The following is a 21,966-nucleotide window of genomic DNA, read 5'->3' as shown; positions in this document are numbered from 1 at the left end:
TTCGATCAATCAGCGGGCGGCGATTATTGCCTTGCGAAAGGCTTCGAGCGTCTCGGCGCTGACATGGTGCTCGATGCCTTCGGCGTCGATCCGCGCCGTCTCGGCGCTGACGCCGAGCGAGCGCAGGAAAGCCTCGACCGTCTGGTGGCGAATGCGGCTCTCTTCCGCAACCTTGCGGCCGGCATCGGTCAGGAACACGCCGCGATAGGGTTTCCGGGAGACCAGCCCGTCGGCGCACAGCCGCGTCAGCATTTTCGCCACCGTCGGCTGGGCGACGCCGAGCCGTGCCGCGATGTCGACCTGGCGCGCCTCGTTGCCGTCCTCGATCAGGTCGGCGATGAGCTCGACATAATCCTCGACCAGCGCGCTGCGGCGCGCTTCACGCGTCTGCCGGAACCCTTCCGAGTGGATTTCTGCGTCAGGCAGCGGTTTTTCGCGAGGAACCGGTCTTTTCTTCAGCGCCAATACGCGCTCCTCCCGGCAGTTTGAATCGGCATTGCAGTCATAACACGGAACCCTATTGGTTCTGGCCGTTTATTTCCATTCGGTGGCCGGCGCAACCGGCGTTCACTGCCGTTCCGGTCGCACCGTCAAGCGGCCATACGAAAAAGCACGAACAATGAAATATAGCATATTGCATAATGTTCAGCCGTGGCATAGATAAGGAGACAACATCGATCGTTCCAGTGGAAAGCCATTTCATGTCGGAAGCCGAAGCCACCTCAGCCCCCCGATCCATGTGGCGATTTGCCCGCCCGGAAGACGACGAGCAGCCCAGCCTTCGCGAAGTCAACGCAACGATCGCGGTGCCGCACTCGGGGATATGGCTTCGCCGGCTGTTCGCCTTCGTGGGGCCGGGCTACATGGTTTCGGTCGGCTACATGGATCCGGGCAATTGGGCGACCGACCTCGCCGGCGGTGCCCAGTTCGGTTACACGCTGCTATTCATTATCATGTTGTCGAACCTGATGGCGATCCTGCTGCAGGCGCTCGCCGCCCGGCTCGGCATCGCCACCGGCCGTGACCTTGCGCAGGCGTGCCGCGCCTATTACCCGCGGCCGGTCAATTTCATGCTGTGGGTCGCTTGCGAACTGGCCATCATCGCGTGCGACCTGGCCGAGGTCATTGGCACGGCGATCGCCTTGCAACTGCTGTTCGGGATTCCGCTGATCGGCGGCGCCATCATCACCGCGCTCGATGCCTTCCTGCTGTTGTTGCTGATGAACAAGGGCTTCCGTTTCCTCGAGGCCTTCATCATAGCGCTTTTGATTATCATCTTCGGCTGCTTCGCCATTCAGATCTTTGCCGCCGCGCCGCCGGTCGGCTCCATCCTGCACGCCATGTTCGTGCCGTCGTCCGAGATCGTCACCAATCCGGCGATGCTTTACATTGCCATCGGCATCATCGGCGCCACGGTGATGCCGCACAATCTCTATTTGCACTCCTCGATCGTGCAGACCCGCGCCTACGAGCGCACCGATCGCGGCAAGCGCGACGCCATCAAATGGGCGACGACCGACTCGACCATCGCGCTGATACTGGCGCTGTTCGTCAATGCTTCCATCCTGATCGTGTCGGCGGTGGCGTTCCACGGCACCGGTCATCATGACGTCGCCGAGATCGGCCAGGCCTTCGAGCTGCTGTCGCCGCTACTCGGCCTCGGCATTGCTTCCATTCTGTTTGCCGTGGCGCTGCTTGCCTCCGGCCTGAACTCGACGGTGACGGCGACGCTGGCCGGCCAGATCGTGATGGAAGGCTTCTTGCGGCTGCGCATCCCGCAATGGGCGCGCCGCCTGCTGACGCGCGGCATCGCCATCATCCCGGTGGTGGTCGTCACCGCCCTCTATGGCGAGAAGGGCACCGGCCAGTTGCTGGTCTTCAGCCAGGTGATCCTGTCGATGCAGCTTCCCTTCGCGGTCGTCCCGCTGGTGCAGTTCGTCTCGGACAAGCGCAAAATGGGCAATTTCGCCATTTCCCGCGCCGTCGCCGTGCTGGCCTGGGTGGTTGCCGCCCTCATCCTGGTGCTCAACTTCAAGCTGCTCTACGATACGGTCGTCGGTCTGGGCTGAGCGTCTGCTCCAAACTGACGCAACTAAGGTCGGCAGTCATCCGCCCTTCCAGCCCTGGAAATTTGCCGGCCGCTGTCGGACAAATGTCCGTTCGCCCGTCCTTGGCTCGAAGTCCGGCCATGACGGCACGGATCAGGGAAAGGGAGCTCCAATGAGGAAGATCATCGCCGCAACATTCGTCAGCCTCGACGGCGTCATGCAAGCGCCCGGCGGCCCGCACGAGGACCCGGTCGGCGGCTTCAAGTTCGGCGGCTGGACGTTCCACTACTGGGACGATGTGATGGGCGCCGCCATGGGCGAGACGTTTTCAAAACCGTTCGCGCTGCTTCTCGGCCGCAAAACCTACGACATCTTCGCCGCCCACTGGCCTTATCAGAAGAATGACCCGATCGCCGACAGCTTCAACGCCGTCACCAAATATGTGGCGACGCACAGGCCAGATACGCTGTCCTGGCAAAACAGCCAGCCGCTCGGCAGCGACGTCGTGGCGACATTGCGCCGGATGAAGCAGGAGGACGGCCCGGACCTGCTCATTCAGGGATCGAGCGAGCTGATCCAGACCTTGCTCGCCAATGACCTGATCGACGAGATCAGCCTGCTGATTTTCCCGCTGGTGCTGGGCAAGGGCAAAAAACTGTTCGGCAGCGGCACAATACCTGCCGCCTTCAAGCTGACCCGCTCGCAGGCATCGACCACCGGTGTCATCATGGCGAGCTATGAACGCTCCGGCGAGATCAAGACCGGGTCCTTTGCCACGGAGCAGCCGTCCGAAGCCGAGATCGAGCGGCGCAAGAACTGGAAATAGAGGCTGCCGAGGCGATCAAGGACGGCTGAACACTGGCCGTCCTTTTTGCTGTTTTCTAAGCCGCCTCCCGTCGCCGTGCCAACCCATCGCGGAGGTGGCCCGCGAACGCCAGTGCAGCCGGCGCAAGGCCGTGCTTCGGCAAATGCAGATTGATCGAAAAATTCGGCAGCGACGGCAGTTCCGGATCGTTGGCCAAAATATCGAGGTCGGCAGGCACGGTCGACGCCAACCAGGTGGTGACGGCCAAGTCCGAACGCACCGTCGCCGTCGTCGCGTCGATGCTGCCGTTTTCGAATACGGTGCGCCATTCCAGGCCGTGCTCGTTAAGCGCCTCCAGCACCACCGGGCGGAACGCGCAGGTCTCGGCCACCATCGAAACCGGCAAGGGGCGCTTGCTGCGAGCCCCGCCGCCTTTGGCGCCGACCCAAACTAGCCGGTCGACAACAAGGCATTCGCCGGCCGACCGACCGATCGGCTCCTCGATCACCGCGAGCTCTATCGTGCCGGCCGCCAAGGCCGCAGCCAACTCCGGCGACGAAGCACAGATCAGCGAAATCTCGACCTGCGGATACGCCTCGGCATAGGCCTTGAGCACCGGCGCAAGCAAGGTGCCGACAAGGTCATACGGCACGCCAAGCCGCACCTGACCGGCAACCGCATCGCCCGCCATCTCCGCCAGGATCTCGTCATTGAGGGAAAGCAGGCGCTTGCCCTTGCCGAGCAATCGCTCGCCGGAGCGGGTCAACCGCAATGCACGCCGGTCGCGCTCGAACAGGCTGCAGCCAAGAACCTCTTCCAAGCGCTTGATATGTTGGCTGACGGCGCCTTGGGTCAAATGCAGCGCGTTGGCCGCTGCCGTCATGCTTGCCTTATCCGCAACGGTGACGAAGGTTCGGATCAAGGCGGTATCGAGATTGCGAGCCATCTGACTATTATGCTTCTTAATAGCAACCATTGCAAACATTGCATTTACTGATGAGCCAAAAGACCTACCGTGCAGGCTTCAAAGGAAGCAGCATGCTTGAAACCGTCCTTCCCCTCGTCCTGTTCGCGCTGGTCTCAACCTCAACGCCCGGCATGGCCACGACCTTGTCGACGGCGTCCGGCGCGCAGTTCGGCTTTCGCCGCTCTATCCCGCTGATGGCCGGAAGTGCGGCCGGCCTGGCCACGGTGGCTGCGGCAGGTGCTGCCGGGCTCGCCGGTCTGCTGGCCGCCGCCCCTTCTTTGCAACTGGCAATGAAAATAGCCGGCACCCTCTATCTGGTATGGCTTGCCCTCAAGATCGGCCGCAGCGGCCCGCCCAATCTGAACGTGACCATGGCAAAGCCGAACAGCTTTTTGGGCGGCGCCGGCCTGCAATGGATGAACCCAAAGGGCTGGGCCATGGGGCTGGGAGCGGCGGCATCTTTTGCCGCGCTCGCCAGCGGGCCACTGCAGCTCGCCTTGCTGCTCGGCACGGTCTTCGGCCTTGCCGCGGCGCTATCGCTGGCGGCGTGGTGCGTGGCGGGCACGCTGCTCGCCCGGTTGCTGCGAACCGAGCGGCAGTGGCGCATCCTCAACGCCGTGCTTGGCTTGCTGCTGGCCGCCTCGATCATTCCGATGTGGCGGACAGCGTAAGACCAGTTATTTCAGGCAGCGTAGCGTGCCGCCGGCTTGCCGGCCAGCAGGCTACCGAAGAAGCCTTGTCGGACGCCAAGAAAGGCATCCACCCCGGCAACGTCGGCAAGACCCGGTGCCGTGAACGCTTCACCCTTGGCCAGGCCGGCAAGCGCGGCATCGACCAGATCGTCCGCAGTCATGACAATCTCTTGGGGCACATTGGCAATATCGCTTCCGGCGACTTCCCAGAACTCGGTCCGCGTAGCCCCCGGCAGCACGACCTGTACGGCTACACTGCTGTCGGCGACTTCCCGCTGCAGGGCCTCGGTGAAGTTGACGACATAGGCCTTGGTGCCGCTATAGATGCCGCCGAACGAGGTGTCGAAGGCCAGCACCGAGGCGATGTTGACGATGGCGCCGCGGTTGCGCGCCAATAGTCCCGGCAGCACCGCGCGCGTCAGCCGGGTCAGCGCCACCACATTGACCTTGATCATGCGCTCGGCGACATCGGCGTCGGCCGTTGCCACCACCTGCGCGCCGCCAAGGCCGGCATTGTTGACCAGCAGCGTCACGCTGTCGTCGGTTGATATCGCCTGTTCGACCCGTCGCAGATCGGCGTCGTCGGCCAGGTCGGCGCTGATGACGCTGACCTTGATGCCATACGCGTAGCGGAGCCTCTCCGCCAATTCCTCCAGCCGGTCGGCGCGCCGCGCCACCAGCACCAGATCATACCCTTGGCCGGCGAGCCGGTCGGCATAGATCGCGCCGATGCCCGACGAGGCACCGGTGACGACCGCCGTGCCTTTGTTCTGTTCGCTCATTGTCTTGTTCCTTCTGGTTCGATTCCAAATGCCGGTGCCGCGGGGCAACACCCTTGCTTCGACCGGCAGGCTAATTAAAGGCATATGCCACTATCCGTACGTAGGCATATGCCACCATCTTGTCAATCCGCGGAGCGAGGACTATTTCTGGTTCGCATCGAGGGTCCCTTCCGGTCCCCTCATCGGAAATCCGCCAATGTCCCGAACCACCCTGCCCGGCCTGGTGTTTTGCAACAACGCCATGCTGCGCCGCGCGACGCGGAAACTCGGCCAGTTCTATGACGATGTGCTCGCACCCTCGGGCATTAAGGCCACGCAGCAGGGCCTGCTCTATCAAATCCACGTCGGCAATGAACCGACGATGGGTGCGATTGCCGCGGCCCTCGTCATGGATCTGTCGGCCCTCGGTCATACGCTGAAGCCGCTGATCCGGGACGGTTATGTCGAGGCCTTCGCCGACCCTGCCGACCGCCGCATCAGGCGCGTCAGGCTGACGCCGCAGGGCCGGACCAAGCTCGAAGAAGCCCTGAAGCTGTGGCAAGTCGCCCAGCAGCGCTTCGAGGAGATGTTTGGAAAAGAGCAGGCGGCAAGCCTGCGAGCGGCGCTGGACGAAATCGCCGCGCTGGATTTTGACGCACCGCCGGCCGCGACTTGAATTGTCGGCGGCCGGCAGCCAAGCTTTGCTAACAAGCCTTATTCGGCCGGCATCGCCACCGGACGTGCGGCCAGGTGTCCCGCCAGCATCACGCCCAAACCAATGATCGGGAATGCCGCCGCGACCACGCCGAGGTCGGCCGGTGCGCCATAGCGCAGCACCGCGGCGCCGACCACGGCCCCCAGTGCGACGCCGAGATAGAGCGCCGAAGCGTTCAGCGACAGCACGATGGGCGCGGCATCGGGCGCCAGCTTGATGATGCGGCTGGCCTGCGCCGGTGGGAACGCCCAGCCGACGATACCCCACGGCACCATCATGGCCATCAGTGCCGGCCCGGCGATCTCGCGCGGCAGGAATGTCGGGATCAGCGAAAACGTGACCAGCATGGCGGCACTCAGCGCCAGCGACCAGCAGACGGTGCGCGTCGCGCCGAAACGGTCGGCGGCCTGCCCACCGCCGATATTGCCGATGACCGCGCCGACGCCGAAGGCGAGCAGCATTCCGGGTAGCGCGATCGGGCTCAGGCCGCCGCCTTCGATGGCGAGCGGCGCGACAAAGGCAAAGACAGTGAAGGCGCCGATCAGTGCCAGGATCGTCGTCACCAGGATGGGCATGACGCCGGGGCGAAGTGCCGCTGCCAATCGCATCCGGAGCGGCAGCCTGGTGCCGACGATGCCGCGCGGCAGCCGGTACCACAGGATCGCGCCGGCGAGCGCGCCAAGGCCGGCAATGGCAAAGAAGGTGCCGCGCCAGCCGGCAACCGTCGCAACAAGCGCGCCAAGCGGCGCGCCGACCGCCACCGCAACCGTGGTGCCGCCGACGACCACGGCAATGGCGCGGGCGCGGTGATGATCGTCGACAAGCGCAACGGCCGTTCCCTGCGCGGTCGCCGCGAACAGGCCTGACGACAGCGCCATGACGATGCGCGCGATCAACAGCAATTCGAAGGAGGAACTCAGCGCCGCGGCGACGTTGCCCAACACGAAGAACACCAGCGTCCACAGGATGACGCGGCGCCGGTCCCATTCGCCAGTCAGCGTTGCCAGGATCGGCGTGCCGATCGCATAGGCGAGCGCAAACGCCGTGATCAGCGTGCCGGCGAGCGGAACGGAGATGGCGGCATCCTTTGCAATGTCGGGCAAAAGGCTGGAGATGACGAAACCTTCGGTCGAAATCGTGAATGATCCGAGCGCAAGCCAGATGAGGCGCTTATCCATGGCAATTTCCTTAGTTCAAAGGTTATTGAACAATTGGACATAACAAGGCATGATGTCAATGAGCTTGTGCAGACTAATCGAACCCTACTGACAGCCCTGTGTCAGGACAGGCCCGAATACCACCAGAACCGCGAAGGATCAGATGCGTTGAAATCGGCCCCGAATGTGCTTAATTCCTGGTCATGACCTTGCCCCATCCCACCGCCGACCAGATCAGCCTGCCGAACGTGCTTGCCGTGCTCGGCGACCCGACGCGACTGGCCATCGTGCGCTATCTCGCGAGCAAGGAGGGCGTGCCGCTGAATTGCAGCCGGTTCCTCGACCTCTGCTCGAAGACCAATCTGAGCTACCATTTGGCCAAGCTGCGTGAGGCCGGCGTTACCCGCACCGAGGCGGTTGGCACCAGCCGGCTGATCACGCTGCGCCGTGACGATCTCGACCGCCGCTTCCCGGGCCTGCTCGACAGCGTGATTGCCGCGGCCGGCGACGATGCATCGTTACCGGCGGTCGGCGGCCATGAGATCGAAGTCCGCGCCTAGAGCGACCCCGAAGCTGCATTCCGCTCTCGCCCGCTTCGCGAGGTGAGGAAGATAATTGTCCTCCAGCCATTCCAACAAACGGAGCCTGCCATGCGCATTGCCGTCCTCGCCGACATCCACGGCAATGTCCTGGCGCTCGACGCCGTGCTTGATGATCTGCGGCGACGCGGCGGCGCCGACCTCATTGTCAATCTCGGCGATTGCGTTTCCGGCCCGCTCTGGCCGCGCGAGACCATGGAGCGGCTCGAGGCGCTCGACCTGCCGACGGTGCGCGGCAACCACGACCGCCGCGTTGCCTACGACACCGCCGACGAGACCATGTGGCCTTCCGACCGCTACGCGCATGAACGGCTGGCGGCAGCCCAGCGCGAGGCGCTGTTCGCGCTGCCCGTCACGCTGGAGGTGGCGCCTGGCGTGCTCGCCTTCCATGCCCGGCCCGACCACGATGAAAAATACCTGGCTGACGCGATTGTCGACGGCCGGCTGGTGCGCGCCCCACTGGCCGCCATCGAACGGCGACTCGGCGCGATCGATCCCGCCTGCCGCATCATGCTTTGCGGTCACAGCCACCGCAGCGAGCTGGTCCGCATTCCCGGCGGTCCGGTCATTTTCAATCCAGGCAGCATCGGCTGCCCGGCCTATCACGACGACACGCCGCCGGCGCATGTCTCCCAACAAGGCTCGCCGCACGCCCGCTATGGCATCGTCGACCTGCATCCCGATCGCTTCGAGGCCATCGCCGTCGATTACGACCATGAGGCGGCAGCGCGTCAGGCCGAGCAGGCGGGACGGCCGGAATGGGCTCACGCGCTACGCACCGGCTTCATGCCGGGTTGACCGCGTTCATACCGGGCCGAACGAGGAACAGGCTGAGCTTGCCCATGCCAGGCTGAACGGATGACCGCCTTCGAGCGGCAGGCAAGCAGCCTCAGAAGCCGCGACCGGTCCAATCTTCACTTGTCGGACGCGGATCGCTTCGATCGCCTGGCAGGACGTCCGGTGCTGGCCGCCGAAATCTTGGTCACTGAAGTCTTGGGCGATGAAGCCTTTGGCCGTGAGGTCTTGGGCGCCAGTTGCGTTGGGTTGAAAGTCTGTGCGGGGGCCGATTCGGATCCGGCCCGAATGTCGGCGTCGCGCACCTGCTGGCCAAAGTTCAGGCCAGTCAGTTCTTCAATCTCGGCCACCGTCGAAAGGAACTCCGATACCCTGGCAATTTCAAGCGGGTCGTCGAATGCCTCGGCACGCCCACCGAACGCTTCGGGCATCACTTCCAAAACCGGCTTTTGATCCGCCAGCAGCGCGATGGCGCGCAGGTCAGCTTGATCGGACCACAGCGCGATCTTCCAGAACTTCAGCGGAACATGGCTGTTGAAGCGGTAGGGAGGATCGTCCTCGCGGAACACTGGCCCGGCAAACACCGTGACACGGCCTCGCGTCGTATAGGCGTTGCGCAGCACATAGGTTTCCACCGCGCGCCATCTCAGTTTCCCCTTGGAGCCGGGATGGTCAAGCGAGCTTCCCTGATTGAAAAAGCCGACTTGCGGCGCAGCATTGGGATAGAAGAACGTGTCCCGCTCTGCCGCGACGGCCTCCTGATCCACCCCCCATGCAGGGTCGCCGCGAAGCGTAATATGGCCCTTCTGGAACATTCGAGCTATTCGTTCCTTGGATTTTGGGACGGGAAATCCAGGCACATTCTGGCTCGAATAGAATTCCTGGGTCATCTGCTCGCCAGGGTCGATGCGACGGTCGGGCCGGAAAGCGTCGCTGGCTTCCGAACCGGAAATCGACTCTACCCCCAATTCGACAAGCGACGGGTTGTCGATGACGGTCTTGTCCTCACGATTGACCGCCTTGGTGCGGGATCCATCGATATTGCAGGCGGTGACGAAGGCAAGCCTGCGATCGGCGTTCATCAAGATCGAAAAATGATGATAGCGCAATTCGTGTGGGTCCTCGCCCGGTTTGGCAAGGAGGTTTTTGGCCAACCGGTAGGGTGAATTGGCAACCGTCGGCATTGGCAGGACAAAGCCCGGTATGAAGCCGGGTTCATACCCTCCGCGATCGTCGAAATCCTCTGTTTTCCAAGCTGCTGCCTCCGCGATTGCTAACTTCGCGGGTTCACTTGCCGGGCCTTTGCCGTCGCTTCGTCTCGCATCGCCGCCGTCGCGGTCGATCAACGGCGCCCGGACATTTATCTCGACGGGAAAAGTCCAGGTGACCGAGCCATCGGCATTGTGTCTCGTCGCCGGCGGATTGCGATCCGGTTCCGGCCGCTGCACCGGCTTGTCCGGCACATCTTCGCGAATGTCGGCGTTCAGCCGAACTGTCTCATCCATCACGCGTGGCGTGCCGGCCCAAATCGCCAGAGCTTGCGAAACCGCCGACGCCGAGGAGCCCGGCAGCCTGGATTTTCTAGCGCTGAGATCGTCAACGATGGCGCTGATCCTTATGCCTTCGTTGATCTCGCGCGTCAGCGCATAGCCACCTATGCCCGTCACCTCGTGGAATGGCCCGGCCCAATGGTGCAGGGCAATTGGCTCCCATTCATTGTTGAAAACCGGTGAACCGGACGAACCCTGTTCGGTATCGGCAACATAGTGCAGCACTTGAACCGTTTCGTCGCGGGCCACCAGCCGGTTTTCACGCAGCACCAGTTCCTTGAAGCGGCCATCGGGGTGCTGAACGATGTTGGCGATTTCGCCAAGCATATGCTTGTCGCGCGCATCCGACAGCGAGATAAAACCGAACTCCCCCAGTTCCTTTGGGCCGGAACGCCGCTCGCCGACCCCGATCAGCGTATAGTCCAGACCCTCTATGCTATCGGTCACGAAACAGGATTCAGGATCGAACAGGAACGTCGTCGGCGTGCGCACGGCATTCGCACCGTCCTGCTCATAATCGAACTGGACCTGGAAGCGCCGGGAATCTGCCGGCGACGAAATCACATGGTTGTTTGTGAGGAACAGCCTTGGCCCGACCAGAAAACCCGATCCTTGTGGATTGCCGTTGAGAAAGGCAACGCGGCCGACCGCATCGGCCACACGGCGCCCACGCTCCAGAAATGCGACACCGATGAAATCGAGCGTTGGGCCGAGAATTGCCTCCGGTCCTGGCTGTTTGGCGGCGGCCTTTCTCTCCCCGGCAGACCTCATGTCGATTGCTGCCGATATCATCTCCGCTTCGGTGCGGCTGAGCGACGCTTTTACCTGCAACCTGTCGAGTCGCCTGGAGAGGGTCTGTTCGGCGGCCAGCGGATTGCCGTTGGCGATGTGACCAAGTGAAGCCTCAATTTCCGCGCGCGTTTTCTTGATACGCTGGCGAACTATGTTTTCCACTTGCGCGAATATTTCAAGGTCGACCATCTTTCCCTCCCAAACCTTACTTGAGAGAGTGCATATTTACATGAAATGTGCAATATTTTGCCGGCTTTCAGCTCACGGAAGTGGCCTGCTCCGCGATTCAACACGCGGCACCTTACTCATTTTCGGGCTTACACAGCGCCGCCTCGTCGCCTATAAAAACCGGCTGGCGTGCGATGGCGTTTCCGTGCCTGGCCGCGCCTTCGGCAATGCAACCTACCGCCCATGGCAGATGATTAGGCGCACAGTAACACTCCCGACGACGCTGCTTGCGGTGATTGCCGCTCCGCTGATGCTGGCGGGCCCGCCGGCCAGTGCCCAGGAGCCGGAGCCCATCATCTCGATTGTGACTGGTCTCGGTCCGGGTGATCTCCTGAACGTGCGCGCCACGGCATCGGCGATGGGCAAGATCGAGGCGCGGCTGCCGATTGGTTCGAGCTTGAAAAATCTCGGCTGCGGCGACGTCAGCGGCCATCGGTGGTGCAAGGTTGAAGACATTGACGACCCCAAGCTGAGCGGATGGGCGCCCGCGCGCTACCTCGACCCTATCAATCCCCAGCAAGTGACACCCCAGGCGGCGGCCAATACGGAGAGCCCTGCCTCTCAACCGCTGCCCGATCTGACAACGCGCCTCGGCGCGACCGCTCCCGAAACGGAGCTGAACTCCGCTGACGCAATCGGCAGGGTGGCGATCGAGGATGCTTACCGCCTGGCCCTGGCCGCTGGAAACCCCTCGACCGGACAGGTTGATGGATCGGCGCCCGCGGCAATGGGTCCCGTCCAAAATTTCGGCGCGGCCAACGCGGCGCCTCCGCCCGACGCACAGACCGTTGCGCGGCTTCAGCCGCCGGGGACACCGGTCCCTGGTGCTGGCAACGCCATCCCTTGCGCGCGCTATCTCGGCCAGCCGATGACCAACTGCAAGGCGGCGGTCGTGCGCACCGGCGACAAGACCGACGTGACCGTGACATGGCCCGATGGCGGCACGCGCATCATCAGCTTCAAGGCCGGCAAGCCGGCCGGCTCAAACGGGCCCGGCGAATTCCGCTTCACCCGCGAAGGCAGCCTGAACATGATCCGCATCGGTGCTTCCGAGCGGTTCGAGATCACGGATCAGTTGGCTGGGTTAGGGAATAAGGCAGTAGGGCAGTAGGGCAGTATGTTTAAAAGGGCGCTCGAACCTCTGCCTACTCCCCTACTGCCCTACTGCCCTACTGCCCTACTGCCCTACTCCCCTACTCCCCTACTCCCCTACTGCCCTACTGCCCTACTCCCCTACTCCCCTACTCCCCTACTCGCATTTTAGGGGGTTACATCCGGCAAAACTCTCCCCTATAAGGCCCTCCTAGCCTGATACCAGAATCGCGAGCACAACCGGCCGGGTCATCCCGTCCGGCTTTTTGTGCAAGCCGCCCGCCGAACGGACCCTCGACATGCCAAGACGCACCGACATCAAGTCGATCCTGATCATCGGGGCCGGCCCCATCGTCATCGGCCAGGCCTGCGAGTTCGACTATTCCGGCACCCAGGCCTGCAAGGCGCTGAAGGAAGAGGGTTTTCGCGTCATCCTGGTCAACTCCAATCCGGCCACCATCATGACCGATCCGGAGCTGGCCGACGCCACCTATATCGAGCCGATCACGCCGGAAGTTGTGGCCAAGATCATCGCCAAGGAGCGGCCGGACGCGCTGCTGCCGACCATGGGCGGCCAGACCGCGCTCAACACCGCTCTGTCGCTGCGCCGCATGGGCGTGCTCGACCGCTATAATGTCGAGATGATCGGCGCCGACGCCACGGCCATCGACAAGGCCGAGGACCGCGCTTTGTTTCGCGAGGCGATGAACAAGATCGGCCTGGAAACGCCGAAGTCGATGCTGGCCAACGCCACCGACGTCAAGAACGCCGACCGCAAGACGCACGAGGCCGAGCGCGCCGCGCTGAAGGCCGAGAAGCCCGAAAACCTCGACGCCGCGCTCGACGCGCTGGAGACCAGCTGGAACCTCGGCGAAGGCGACCGCAAGCAGCGCTACATCAGCCACGGCATGGCGATTGCAGCACAAGCGCTCGACCATGTCGGCCTGCCCGCCATCATTCGCCCGTCCTTCACCATGGGCGGCACCGGCGGCGGCATCGCCTACAACCGCGCCGAATTCTACGAGATCGTCCAGTCCGGCCTCGACGCCTCGCCGACCACCGAAGTGCTGATCGAGGAGAGCGTGCTCGGCTGGAAGGAGTATGAGATGGAGGTCGTCCGCGACAAGGCCGACAATTGCATCATCATCTGCTCGATCGAGAATATCGACCCGATGGGCGTGCATACGGGAGACTCGATCACCGTCGCCCCGGCGCTGACGCTGACCGATAAGGAATACCAGATGATGCGCAACGCCTCGATCGCGGTGCTGCGCGAGATCGGCGTCGAGACCGGCGGCTCCAACGTCCAGTTCGCCGTCAACCCGGCCGACGGCCGCCTGGTAGTCATCGAGATGAACCCGCGCGTCTCGCGCTCGTCCGCACTTGCCTCCAAGGCGACCGGTTTTCCGATCGCCAAGATCGCCGCCAAGCTCGCCGTCGGCTACACGCTGGATGAGCTCGAGAACGACATCACCGGCGGCGCCACGCCGGCCTCGTTCGAGCCGAGCATCGACTATGTCGTGACCAAGATTCCGCGCTTTGCCTTCGAGAAATTCCCCGGCGCCGAGCCGGTGCTGACGACCTCGATGAAGTCGGTCGGCGAGGTCATGGCCATCGGCCGCACTTTCCAGGAATCGCTGCAAAAGGCTTTGCGCGGGCTGGAAACCGGGCTGACCGGTCTGGACGAGATCGAGATCCCGGGCATCGGCCACGGGAACGCGCCGGCCAGCCATGTCGATGACCGCAACGCTATCCGCGCCGCTCTGGGCACGCCAACGCCCGACCGGCTGCGCATGGTGGCGCAGGCGATCCGCATGGGCACCTCGCTGGAAGACGTGCACGCAATGTGCAAGATCGACCCGTGGTTCCTCGAACAGATCGCCGGCATCCTCGACATGGAAGCTCGCATCCGCGAGCACGGCATCCCGCAGGACGCCGCCAATCTGCGCATGCTGAAGGCGATGGGTTTCTCCGACGCCCGCCTCGCGTCGCTGGTCAGGAAAGACGTCGAAGAAATCCAGAAGATTCGCGACAAGCTCGACGTTCATCCGGTTTACAAGCGCATCGACACTTGCGCCGCCGAGTTTGCCTCGCCCACCGCCTACATGTACTCGACCTACGAAGTGCCCTTTGCCGGCGCGCTCGCCAACGAGGCGCAGGTCTCGTCGCGCAAAAAGGTCGTCATTCTCGGCGGCGGCCCCAACCGCATCGGCCAGGGCATCGAGTTCGACTATTGCTGCTGCCATGCCGCCTTTGCGCTGCGCGACGCCGGCTTCGAGGCGATCATGGTCAACTGCAATCCCGAGACCGTGTCGACCGACTACGACACTTCCGACCGGCTCTATTTCGAGCCGCTGACGCCGGAGGACGTCTTGGAGATCCTGCGCGCCGAACAGGCCTCGGGCGAACTCGTCGGCGTCATCGTCCAGTTCGGCGGCCAGACGCCGCTCAAGCTCGCCGATGCGCTGGAGAAGGCTGGCATCCCGATCCTCGGCACCTCGCCCGACATGATCGATCTGGCCGAGGACCGCGACCGCTTCCAGAAGCTCTTGCACAAGCTCGGCCTCAGCCAGCCGAAGAATGGCATCGCCTATTCGGTCGAGCAGGCCCGCCTCGTCGCTGGCGAGCTTGGCTTCCCGCTGGTGGTGCGCCCGTCCTATGTGCTCGGCGGCCGCGCCATGCAGATCATCCACGACGAGAGCATGCTGCAATCCTATCTGCTCGACACCGTGCCCGGCCTGGTTCCGGAGGACATCAAGCAGAAATACCCTAACGACAAGACCGGCCAGATCAACACGCTGCTCGGCAAGAACCCGCTGCTGTTCGACACCTATCTGTCGGGCGCCATCGAGGTCGATGTCGATTGCCTCTGCGACGGCAGGTCGACCTACGTCTCCGGCATATTGGAGCACATCGAGGAGGCCGGCATCCATTCGGGCGACTCGGCCTGCTCGCTGCCGGTGCACTCGCTGCCTTCGGAGCTCGTCGATGAACTCGAGCGCCAGACGGCGGCCCTTGCCCGCGCGCTCAACGTCGGCGGCCTGATGAACGTGCAATATGCGATCAAGGACGGCACGGTCTATGTGCTGGAGGTCAATCCGCGCGCGTCGCGCACGGTGCCCTTCGTTGCCAAGACCATCGGGCGTCCCATCGCGAAAATCGCCGCCCGCATCATGGCCGGCGAGAGCTTGGAAGACGCCTTCGCCCATTACGGCGCCATGCCCGACCCACGCAACCCGGGCCACATCGCCGTCAAGGAAGCGGTATTCCCCTTCGCCCGCTTCCCCGGCGTCGACATCCTGCTCGGGCCGGAAATGCGCTCGACCGGCGAGGTCATGGGCCTCGACCGCGACTTCGCGTTGGCCTTCGCCAAGAGCCAGTTAGGGGCGGGTGTTGATCTCCCCCGCTCGGGCACTCTGTTCGTCTCGGTGCGCGACGAGGACAAGAAAGGCATATTGCCGGCGGTCAAGCGCCTCGCCGGCCAAGGTTTTAAAGTGCTCGCCACCTCCGGCACGGCGCGCTTCCTCGCCGAAAACGGCGTTGCCGCCGAGAAAATAAACAAGGTGCTCGAAGGCCGCCCGCACATCGAGGACGCCATCCGCAACCGCCAGGTGCAGATCGTCTTCAACACCACGGACGGCCAGAAGGCGGTGTCGGATTCGAAGTCGCTGCGCCGGGCAACGCTGATGCAGAAGGTGCCGTATTACACGACGCTGTCGGGTGCGGCTGCGGTGGCGGAGGCGATTGCGGCGCTGAAGGCGGGGAGCCTCGAGGTCAGGCCGCTGCAGGAGTATTTTGCGTAGAGATTGGAGGCATTGAAGCCATCGGCTTCTGGCCTTGGCCATCTCATCACTCCTGCCCTTCGGTCAGTCCGGGATGTCGGGTTCATCGCCCCAAGTAGCCGAACCCACACGATTCGCTGTCGCCGATCCGGCCCGATTTGCCGTAGCAAACGGAGAACTTATCGCTGCGCTGTCAGTGGATCGATACACGAGCCGGTCGCCAGCAACTGTGCCGACGTACCGACCATCGGGCCCGTAGACCTTACTGCCCTTAATACGACCGACGACCTTACCCGATCGGCTGTAGACCTTGTCCCCTGAAACCTGGAGGGGGCGACCATCTCTTGTGTATAGGCCCAATTCGCTTAATCCTCTGGTACGCTTTTAAACAGAGCCATCGCCCGGCCAGTTCAGCGGAGCATTGTCACCATCCCGCTTCGTGTACACCGGCTGCGCGCCGTCTTCTACAAGTGGGCTAAAGCTGCTGGGGTTACGGGCATACATCCCGACCATGAACTCGACGGAGCTTTGCTTCATAGCCAACATACAGTTTACCATTTCAATCCCATCCTCGGTCCGACGGTAAGTTGAATCAGAACCGTTGGGCCAATGGACCCGAAAGCCGCACATGAGCCGGTCTTTCTCGACGAGTACCTCCAACAATCCCTTGTATTGCATGTCGTAAGGCAAGCACTTCCCTGCCAACCCTCCCCATGAATAACGGGCGGCGTGCTCAATTCCAAAAAATGTAGAATAGAAGGCTTTGCAACAAGTTACGGTTTGGTTCAGCTTATCGAGGGGAATTGAATACGCTCCCCATGCTCCGGTTCCGTTCCGCACACGGAACTCCGTTTCCGTAAATGTATAATCCGAATGGCTGATCGCATTCCGAAGTTGCGGGTTATAAAATTCGTCGAATATATCGCCCACATTGATCCCAAGCTCGCGTGAGAGATTTTTGATTATCCTGATTTTTCCAACGGGAAATATACCTCGCCTCTGGAATTGCTTTTTCTCCTCGTTCTTCAGAAATTTAAAGTATGGATTCGGGCTGTATCCGTGACCAAGTTGGAAGCGAAGAAGATTTGTGATGATCTCATAGGGCGCGTCCATCTCCACCATATGGCTATACATTAGAAGACCCATCCGCCATTTCGTCATCTCCGCGTCAGGAAAACCCTCCGGAGGCAGTTCCATCTGCATGATGCTGTTCAAATCCTCGAGGCTCGCTCGCGATTCAAGCAGCGGGTCCCACCCTCGATCCTCCATTCCGACAACGCGCAAAAGCGATGCGAAGAAGTTGATTATGTCATGTTTGATCGGTAGTTCTGGAAAGAACAGTGGCTTCAGCGCTTGATAGTAGTGCTCCCGAACCGCCTCGATGTCTTCCGGCGTCATACCCAAGCCCACTCCTGTCAACAACAACCAAGTGGATCTTATCACGACCGCAGTTTTATTGGGTGTTCAAGCCACCGCGACACGCTCGATCTCAGTAATCGAACTCCGTCGGCCAGAGGCCACCGGCACGAAGCAGCGCGCCGGCGGATTCACGCTGAAATACTTCGCATAGACGCGATTGACGGCGTGGTAGAAGCCGGAATTTGACGGCGTAGATGCGCACCATCACCACGTTTTCCAGCGAAGTGCCCCGCCGGTTCCAGGCAATGTTTCAGCGCCTTCAGTGACGCTTCGGTCTGTGTTTCGATGCGCCACGCACCACCTCGCCGGTCTCTTAGAGAAACCCAATAAACCGCCCCGCAAACAGCACAGACGTCCACAGCACCAGCGAAAGCACAGCCGTGACGGCCCCACCGGCCGGCTCGTCACCGCCTTTTGCGCAGCGCACGAAGACAAGGAAGTTGGCGCCGGCGAGAAGAATGAGTGTCATCTTGGTGAGGAAGATCGGCATCGCCGCATATTCGCTCGCCCTGACTGAAAACAGCAGCGAGCCCGTGACAAGCGCACCGCCGAACGCGCCCAATGCGGTGCGGCGCAGCAGCGCCACGAACGCCGCCTGCGGCAGCGACCGGAAGGCGCCCAGAATCCTGAGGTCGATCAGCCAGACGCTGGTCAGCAACGCGCCGATCGACATGATGTGCAGCGCATTGATTATGGGGTAGGCGACGAAGGAGGCCTTCAGGCCCCGCACCAAAGCGAGTTGCTCGATGCCGGCGAAAAACCCGTCCATTCAGGCCGGCGGCACGCGGTCGGGATAGACATCATAGGTCTTGCCGCCGACGATGATGCGGACTGCCTTCATCCGCTTTTCGCTCTCGTCGCGCGAGCGATGGCCGATCGCCGTCACCTCGTCGCCGACCTTGGCAACACCTTCCGTGAAGCCGGCAGCGATCGTGCGGGAGGGCGGAGCCATCTCCACCCGCCAGACCGCGCCCTCGGCGTCGACATCCAGCGTGGCGTGCGGGTTGCCGATATAGATGGCCGTGATCCGGCCCTTGAGTTCGAAAAACCCGTCCTGCGTCCACGACCAGCCATGATGGGCATAGGCTGCGGTGGCGGCGACAAGGATCACCGCCGCGGCCAGCGCGACGCTCCGGTTGAAAGGTGACTGCATCGCTCGTCTCCTCGGTTCCGGCATTAGAGGGTAGGTCAGCGCGCCGCAGCGTCAAATCACATGAGGGCCTTTTGGGGCGCTGCGCTCCACAGCCATGGTAACGGCATGGATCCTAGGGTCTGCGCTCCGCTTCGCGTTCGCTCCGCCCTAGGATGACGAAGCGAGGGGAGGTTTCCAGCCAATCTCCAACGTCCGCGATTGGCCTTATGCACTGTACCTTCGTCATCCTAGGGCGGAGCAGGAGCGAAGCGACGTCGCGGAGACCCTAGGATCCATGCCGTTACCTTCGAGCGTCGGAGCCCCTGCTGAACATCGCCGCACTTACCAAGGCGCTTGCCCCGACCTCTCACCCGCCCAGTCCACCTCGACCATCCCCAGCCGCTCATAAAGCCGCACCGCAGCCGCGTTCTCCACCGTGTTGGTCTTGAGATCGACATGCGTCGCGCCCCTTGCCTGAAACACCGCAAAGGCGTGCCGCATCAGCGCCTCGGCGATGCCCTTGCAGCGCGCCTCGGAATGGACGGCAAGATCCTTGACAAAAGCCCGCGTCCAGCAGAGCGCCGCGCCCGCCAGCCGGCCCTTGCCGTCGATGACCAGGAAACACAAAGCGGGATCGAATTCCGCGTCGCCCGAAACGCGCGGCCACCATTCGTCGAACGGCCCATCGGCGCCATCGTCGAACACCGCGGTCAAAAGCGTATGCAAAGCGACCGCATCGGCGGCTTCGAAGCCGCGCATGAAAAAACCTTCTGGCCAGCGCGGCGCCAGAAGCGTGTCGTCGAGGATCTTGCGCAGGCGGATGTCGTTTGGCGCCGGTGGACGCGGCTCAGGCATCGGGCTGCATGCGGCGGCGCAGGCTGTCGCTGACGAGGCCGGTTTCGCTCAGCATCCCCTTGCGCTTGGCGTCATAGTAATAGCCGCTCTGGTAGAGCCGGTCGGCGCGCTTGGGGTTGCCGCCCGACACCAGCCAGGCGCCGCGCAGATATTTCACCGCATATTTCAGGTTGGTCTCGGCGTCGAACAGGCCGCTTGCCGGCCCGTCATAGCCCATGCCACGCGCCGTCGCGTGCTTGATCTGCATCAGCCCCCAATGGCCGTGATTGTAGGCTTTCGGGTTGAAGGTGCTCTCGCGGTTGACGACGCTGCGCACCAGATCGACCGGCACCTGGTAAAGCGCGGAATATTTCTCGATCAGCCGCTCGATCTCGCTGCGGGCGCCGGCATTCGACCGGCCCTCGGTGGGGTAGGTCGCGGCCAGCGCGGCCGGGTTCTGCGGCACCGTGTAGGAAACCGGCTGAACGCCGGGCATGGCTGCGGTCTGTTCGGTGACCGGCATGGCGACGGCGGGCGTCGCGGCGACAGGCTGGGCATTGGCCGTCATGACGCCGGGCGCGGAAGCCGCGAGCGGCGTCGGCCCGGCAAAGGCGGCGGCCGGCTCGACCGGCAGCGCCGCTGTCTGGGCGACGCCGGACGGCTCCGGCAGCACCGAAACTGTTTCGGGCAGCGCCAACGTAAAGCCGGCATCGGTATTGGCCGTATTTTCGGTGAAGGCCGGCGTCGGGGTCACCGGCGAAGTCGAGGTGCAGCCGCTGAGAGCGGCCACCGCCAACACCGCCGCCAGGACGGGAAAGAGGAATTTTGCTGGCAAGCGGGCGCTCGGGTCCGGTTCGTCGGGTGTTAAGAAGTCCTTACACCAGCATCTTTCCCCCTGCAATCCGCGGTAGCCGGTGGTTTTCGGGTGGCAAGCCGGGCCGGGAAATGCGATATTGTTCTGGATTTGTACTTCGAAGGATTCCGGAAAGGAGCACGCCATGGACGCCTCTCATGCCACCGCCGGCCACGCGGTCTTCGAAACCGTGCTCGGCTTCATGGGCATCGCCTGGAGCGATGCCGGACTGACCCGGCTCTGCCTGCCGCAGCGCAATCGCGACGCGGTCGAGCGCCGGTTGCTGCGCCATGCCGCCGCCGACCAGGCAGCGAAGCCCGAGCCGCAATGGGTTGCCGAACTGATCGCGTCGATCAAGGCCTATGCCGCCGGCGAGGACGTCGATTTCTCCGGTGTGCCGGTCGATCTCAGCGGCGTCGACGAGTTCCGCCTGGCGATTTATGACGCGGCGCGAAAGCTCGCCTTCGGCGAAACCACCACCTATGGCGAACTGGCCAAACGCGCTGGCCATGCCGGGCTCGCGCGTGAGACGGGCGCGGCGCTCGGCGCCAACCCGGTGCCGCTGGTCATCCCTTGCCATCGCATCCTTGCCGCCGGTGGCAAGATCGGCGGATTTTCCGCGCCCGGCGGCTCGGCCACCAAGGAAAAGATGTTGGCCATGGAAGGCGTGCGGGTTGGCCCGCCGCCGCCCGCGCAGGTGTCGTTCGGGTTTTAGGTATGTCGATATTCAGGTGATGCCGGCACCCTGGGACGTCAACCGCCCCTAATCCGGAAGCAGGCGCCGGCGGAAACGCCGGTCGATCTCCACCCGCTTGCACTTGTAGACGGTGCAGGAATTCGTATCGGCGCTCGGCACCGAGGCCCGCGCCCTGACCTCGCCGATGTCGCAGAATTGCTGGCTCCGCACATAGCGGTCGTAGAGCGCCAGCCCCGGCACGCGCGCCGATCTGTAGCGCAGGATGACCGCACCCTCGCGCGCGATCGTCGCCTGCACCTTGCCGCAGCTCATGCGCGTCGGGTCGTAGCGCGAGACCGCCTGCGCCTCGGCGGCCACCAGCGTCAGGCAAGCGGCAAGTAGAACGATTTTCATGGCCCTCTCCCCAAACCCGGTCGCGCCCGAAGCCGGCACGATCCTCCCGCGTCAGGCGCGCAACGACGACGCTCTCACGCGATTGGGGCGTCCGTTGGGCAGCGTTGCCGCCGCGCCATTTTCCGCCCCGTCTTGTTTTTCGCGCGAAAGCATATTATATGCGGTCCATTGATATTTCGGCCGATCGATCCGGGCCTCGCGATATTCGCGTTTGCTGACGTTCTATCTCCAAAATCTCGATACAAACCGGCTGGGTTTCGGTCCAGTCAAACTAAAGCAAACGTAAAGGACTATCGAAATGGCAACAGGTACGGTCAAGTGGTTTAATTCCACCAAGGGTTTCGGCTTCATTCAGCCTGACAGCGGCGGCGCGGACGTTTTCGTTCACATCTCCGCAGTCGAGCGTGCTGGACTGTCGACCCTGGTCGAAGGCCAGAAGATCAACTTCGAGATCGAGCAGGACCGCCGCACTGGCAAGTCGTCCGCTGGATCTCTGAGCAAGGCAGCCTGATTTTGCGAATGGCGCGCCCCGGGCGGTTGCCCGGGGCGCGCGGCCAGTAACCGCTTTTATGGAGGTCGCGCGCGGTGCGCGCCGGAGCGCAAGACCACGCCCAACCCCCGCAGCATATTTGTTCCCGCCCGGCCAAAACCCCGC

At 63.0% G+C, this 21,966-nt stretch carries 21 protein-coding genes; 10 read left to right on the top strand and 11 right to left on the bottom strand.

Annotated elements, in window-relative coordinates; translation table 11 throughout:
* Positions 1 to 9: 9 nt before the first annotated feature.
* On the bottom strand, positions 10 to 465 hold the full coding sequence (gene mntR / locus NKH01_RS18585) for a manganese-binding transcriptional regulator MntR (protein ID WP_023678308.1): 456 nt from the start codon (positions 463 to 465) through the stop codon (positions 10 to 12).
* Positions 466 to 701: 236 nt separating this feature from the next.
* On the opposite strand from mntR, the gene NKH01_RS18580 reads away from it, so the two are divergent.
* On the top strand, positions 702 to 2,069 hold the full coding sequence (locus NKH01_RS18580; RefSeq protein ID WP_352483177.1) for an Nramp family divalent metal transporter: 1,368 nt from the start codon (positions 702 to 704) through the stop codon (positions 2,067 to 2,069).
* A 151-nt stretch (positions 2,070 to 2,220) separates the two neighbouring features.
* Positions 2,221 to 2,874, top strand: a complete 654-nt coding sequence (locus tag NKH01_RS18575; RefSeq protein WP_352494935.1) for a dihydrofolate reductase family protein — start codon at positions 2,221 to 2,223, stop codon at positions 2,872 to 2,874.
* 55 nt (positions 2,875 to 2,929) lie between these two features.
* Here the strand turns inward: NKH01_RS18575 and NKH01_RS18570 are convergent, their stop codons facing one another.
* Positions 2,930 to 3,799, bottom strand: a complete 870-nt coding sequence (locus tag NKH01_RS18570) for a LysR family transcriptional regulator (protein WP_352592404.1) — start codon at positions 3,797 to 3,799, stop codon at positions 2,930 to 2,932.
* 92 nt (positions 3,800 to 3,891) lie between these two features.
* Here NKH01_RS18570 and NKH01_RS18565 point away from each other — a divergent pair, with 92 nt between their 5' ends.
* Positions 3,892 to 4,491 carry a LysE family translocator gene (locus tag NKH01_RS18565; RefSeq protein WP_352494934.1) on the top strand — a complete coding sequence of 200 codons (600 nt, stop codon included), beginning with the start codon at positions 3,892 to 3,894 and terminating at the stop codon, positions 4,489 to 4,491.
* An 11-nt stretch (positions 4,492 to 4,502) separates the two neighbouring features.
* Here NKH01_RS18565 and NKH01_RS18560 read toward each other — a convergent pair whose 3' ends face one another.
* Positions 4,503 to 5,294 carry an SDR family NAD(P)-dependent oxidoreductase gene (locus NKH01_RS18560; RefSeq protein ID WP_023719357.1) on the bottom strand — a complete coding sequence of 264 codons (792 nt, stop codon included), beginning with the start codon at positions 5,292 to 5,294 and terminating at the stop codon, positions 4,503 to 4,505.
* A 196-nt stretch (positions 5,295 to 5,490) separates the two neighbouring features.
* On the opposite strand from NKH01_RS18560, the gene NKH01_RS18555 reads away from it, so the two are divergent.
* Positions 5,491 to 5,949 (top strand): MarR family winged helix-turn-helix transcriptional regulator, encoded by a 459-nt coding sequence (locus NKH01_RS18555; RefSeq protein WP_353021594.1) that lies wholly within the window; start codon positions 5,491 to 5,493, stop codon positions 5,947 to 5,949.
* Between the two features lie 38 nt (positions 5,950 to 5,987).
* Here NKH01_RS18555 and NKH01_RS18550 read toward each other — a convergent pair whose 3' ends face one another.
* A complete protein-coding gene (locus tag NKH01_RS18550) occupies positions 5,988 to 7,166 on the bottom strand; it encodes an MFS transporter (RefSeq protein ID WP_023719359.1) in 1,179 nt (392 codons plus the stop codon).
* A 182-nt stretch (positions 7,167 to 7,348) separates the two neighbouring features.
* Between NKH01_RS18550 and NKH01_RS18545 the strand changes: the two genes are divergently transcribed.
* Together NKH01_RS18545 and NKH01_RS18540 are read left to right on the top strand one after the other, a co-directional pair.
* Positions 7,349 to 7,705 carry an ArsR/SmtB family transcription factor gene (locus NKH01_RS18545; RefSeq protein ID WP_023719360.1) on the top strand — a complete coding sequence of 119 codons (357 nt, stop codon included), beginning with the start codon at positions 7,349 to 7,351 and terminating at the stop codon, positions 7,703 to 7,705.
* Positions 7,706 to 7,795: 90 nt separating this feature from the next.
* Positions 7,796 to 8,542, top strand: coding sequence for a metallophosphoesterase family protein (locus tag NKH01_RS18540; protein WP_352846739.1), 747 nt, complete (start codon positions 7,796 to 7,798; stop codon positions 8,540 to 8,542).
* 116 nt (positions 8,543 to 8,658) lie between these two features.
* On the opposite strand, the gene NKH01_RS18535 is transcribed toward NKH01_RS18540, so the two are convergent.
* Positions 8,659 to 11,070, bottom strand: coding sequence for a DNA/RNA non-specific endonuclease (locus tag NKH01_RS18535; RefSeq protein WP_353021590.1), 2,412 nt, complete (start codon positions 11,068 to 11,070; stop codon positions 8,659 to 8,661).
* A 28-nt stretch (positions 11,071 to 11,098) separates the two neighbouring features.
* Between NKH01_RS18535 and NKH01_RS18530 the strand changes: the two genes are divergently transcribed.
* Both NKH01_RS18530 and carB read left to right on the top strand, forming a co-directional pair.
* Positions 11,099 to 12,220 (top strand): SH3 domain-containing protein, encoded by a 1,122-nt coding sequence (locus NKH01_RS18530; protein ID WP_353021588.1) that lies wholly within the window; start codon positions 11,099 to 11,101, stop codon positions 12,218 to 12,220.
* A 280-nt stretch (positions 12,221 to 12,500) separates the two neighbouring features.
* Positions 12,501 to 16,004 (top strand): carbamoyl-phosphate synthase large subunit, encoded by a 3,504-nt coding sequence (gene carB, locus NKH01_RS18525; RefSeq protein WP_353021585.1) that lies wholly within the window; start codon positions 12,501 to 12,503, stop codon positions 16,002 to 16,004.
* Positions 16,005 to 16,367: 363 nt separating this feature from the next.
* On the opposite strand, the gene NKH01_RS18520 is transcribed toward carB, so the two are convergent.
* From NKH01_RS18520 to NKH01_RS18495, 5 genes are all read right to left on the bottom strand, one after another.
* Positions 16,368 to 17,381 carry a hypothetical protein gene (locus tag NKH01_RS18520; protein WP_353021583.1) on the bottom strand — a complete coding sequence of 338 codons (1,014 nt, stop codon included), beginning with the start codon at positions 17,379 to 17,381 and terminating at the stop codon, positions 16,368 to 16,370.
* A gap of 334 nt (positions 17,382 to 17,715) precedes the next feature.
* Positions 17,716 to 18,171: a hypothetical protein gene (locus NKH01_RS18510; RefSeq protein WP_353021581.1), complete on the bottom strand. Its 456-nt coding sequence runs from the start codon at positions 18,169 to 18,171 to the stop codon at positions 17,716 to 17,718.
* Entirely contained in the window at positions 18,172 to 18,555 is a 384-nt protein-coding gene (locus NKH01_RS18505) for a DUF6152 family protein (protein ID WP_353021578.1), read from the bottom strand. It lies immediately after the preceding gene.
* 321 nt (positions 18,556 to 18,876) lie between these two features.
* Positions 18,877 to 19,389 carry a GNAT family N-acetyltransferase gene (locus NKH01_RS18500; RefSeq protein WP_353021575.1) on the bottom strand — a complete coding sequence of 171 codons (513 nt, stop codon included), beginning with the start codon at positions 19,387 to 19,389 and terminating at the stop codon, positions 18,877 to 18,879.
* Positions 19,382 to 20,203 carry a transglycosylase SLT domain-containing protein gene (locus tag NKH01_RS18495; protein WP_353021570.1) on the bottom strand — a complete coding sequence of 274 codons (822 nt, stop codon included), beginning with the start codon at positions 20,201 to 20,203 and terminating at the stop codon, positions 19,382 to 19,384. Before NKH01_RS18495 ends, NKH01_RS18500 begins: the two co-directional genes overlap by 8 nt.
* Before the next feature lie 163 nt (positions 20,204 to 20,366).
* Between NKH01_RS18495 and NKH01_RS18490 the strand changes: the two genes are divergently transcribed.
* Positions 20,367 to 20,936, top strand: coding sequence for a methylated-DNA--[protein]-cysteine S-methyltransferase (locus NKH01_RS18490; protein ID WP_353021568.1), 570 nt, complete (start codon positions 20,367 to 20,369; stop codon positions 20,934 to 20,936).
* A gap of 48 nt (positions 20,937 to 20,984) precedes the next feature.
* On the opposite strand, the gene NKH01_RS18485 is transcribed toward NKH01_RS18490, so the two are convergent.
* Positions 20,985 to 21,311 (bottom strand): hypothetical protein, encoded by a 327-nt coding sequence (locus NKH01_RS18485; protein ID WP_023719370.1) that lies wholly within the window; start codon positions 21,309 to 21,311, stop codon positions 20,985 to 20,987.
* 298 nt (positions 21,312 to 21,609) lie between these two features.
* Here NKH01_RS18485 and NKH01_RS18480 point away from each other — a divergent pair, with 298 nt between their 5' ends.
* A complete protein-coding gene (locus NKH01_RS18480; RefSeq protein ID WP_023678332.1) occupies positions 21,610 to 21,822 on the top strand; it encodes a cold-shock protein in 213 nt (70 codons plus the stop codon).
* Positions 21,823 to 21,966: the final 144 nt, after the last annotated feature.

The sequence above is a fragment of the Mesorhizobium sp. M1403 genome (genome assembly GCF_040317695.1).
GTDB lineage: Bacteria > Pseudomonadota > Alphaproteobacteria > Rhizobiales > Rhizobiaceae > Mesorhizobium.
This window is presented reverse-complemented; position numbering and strand designations above follow the sequence as displayed.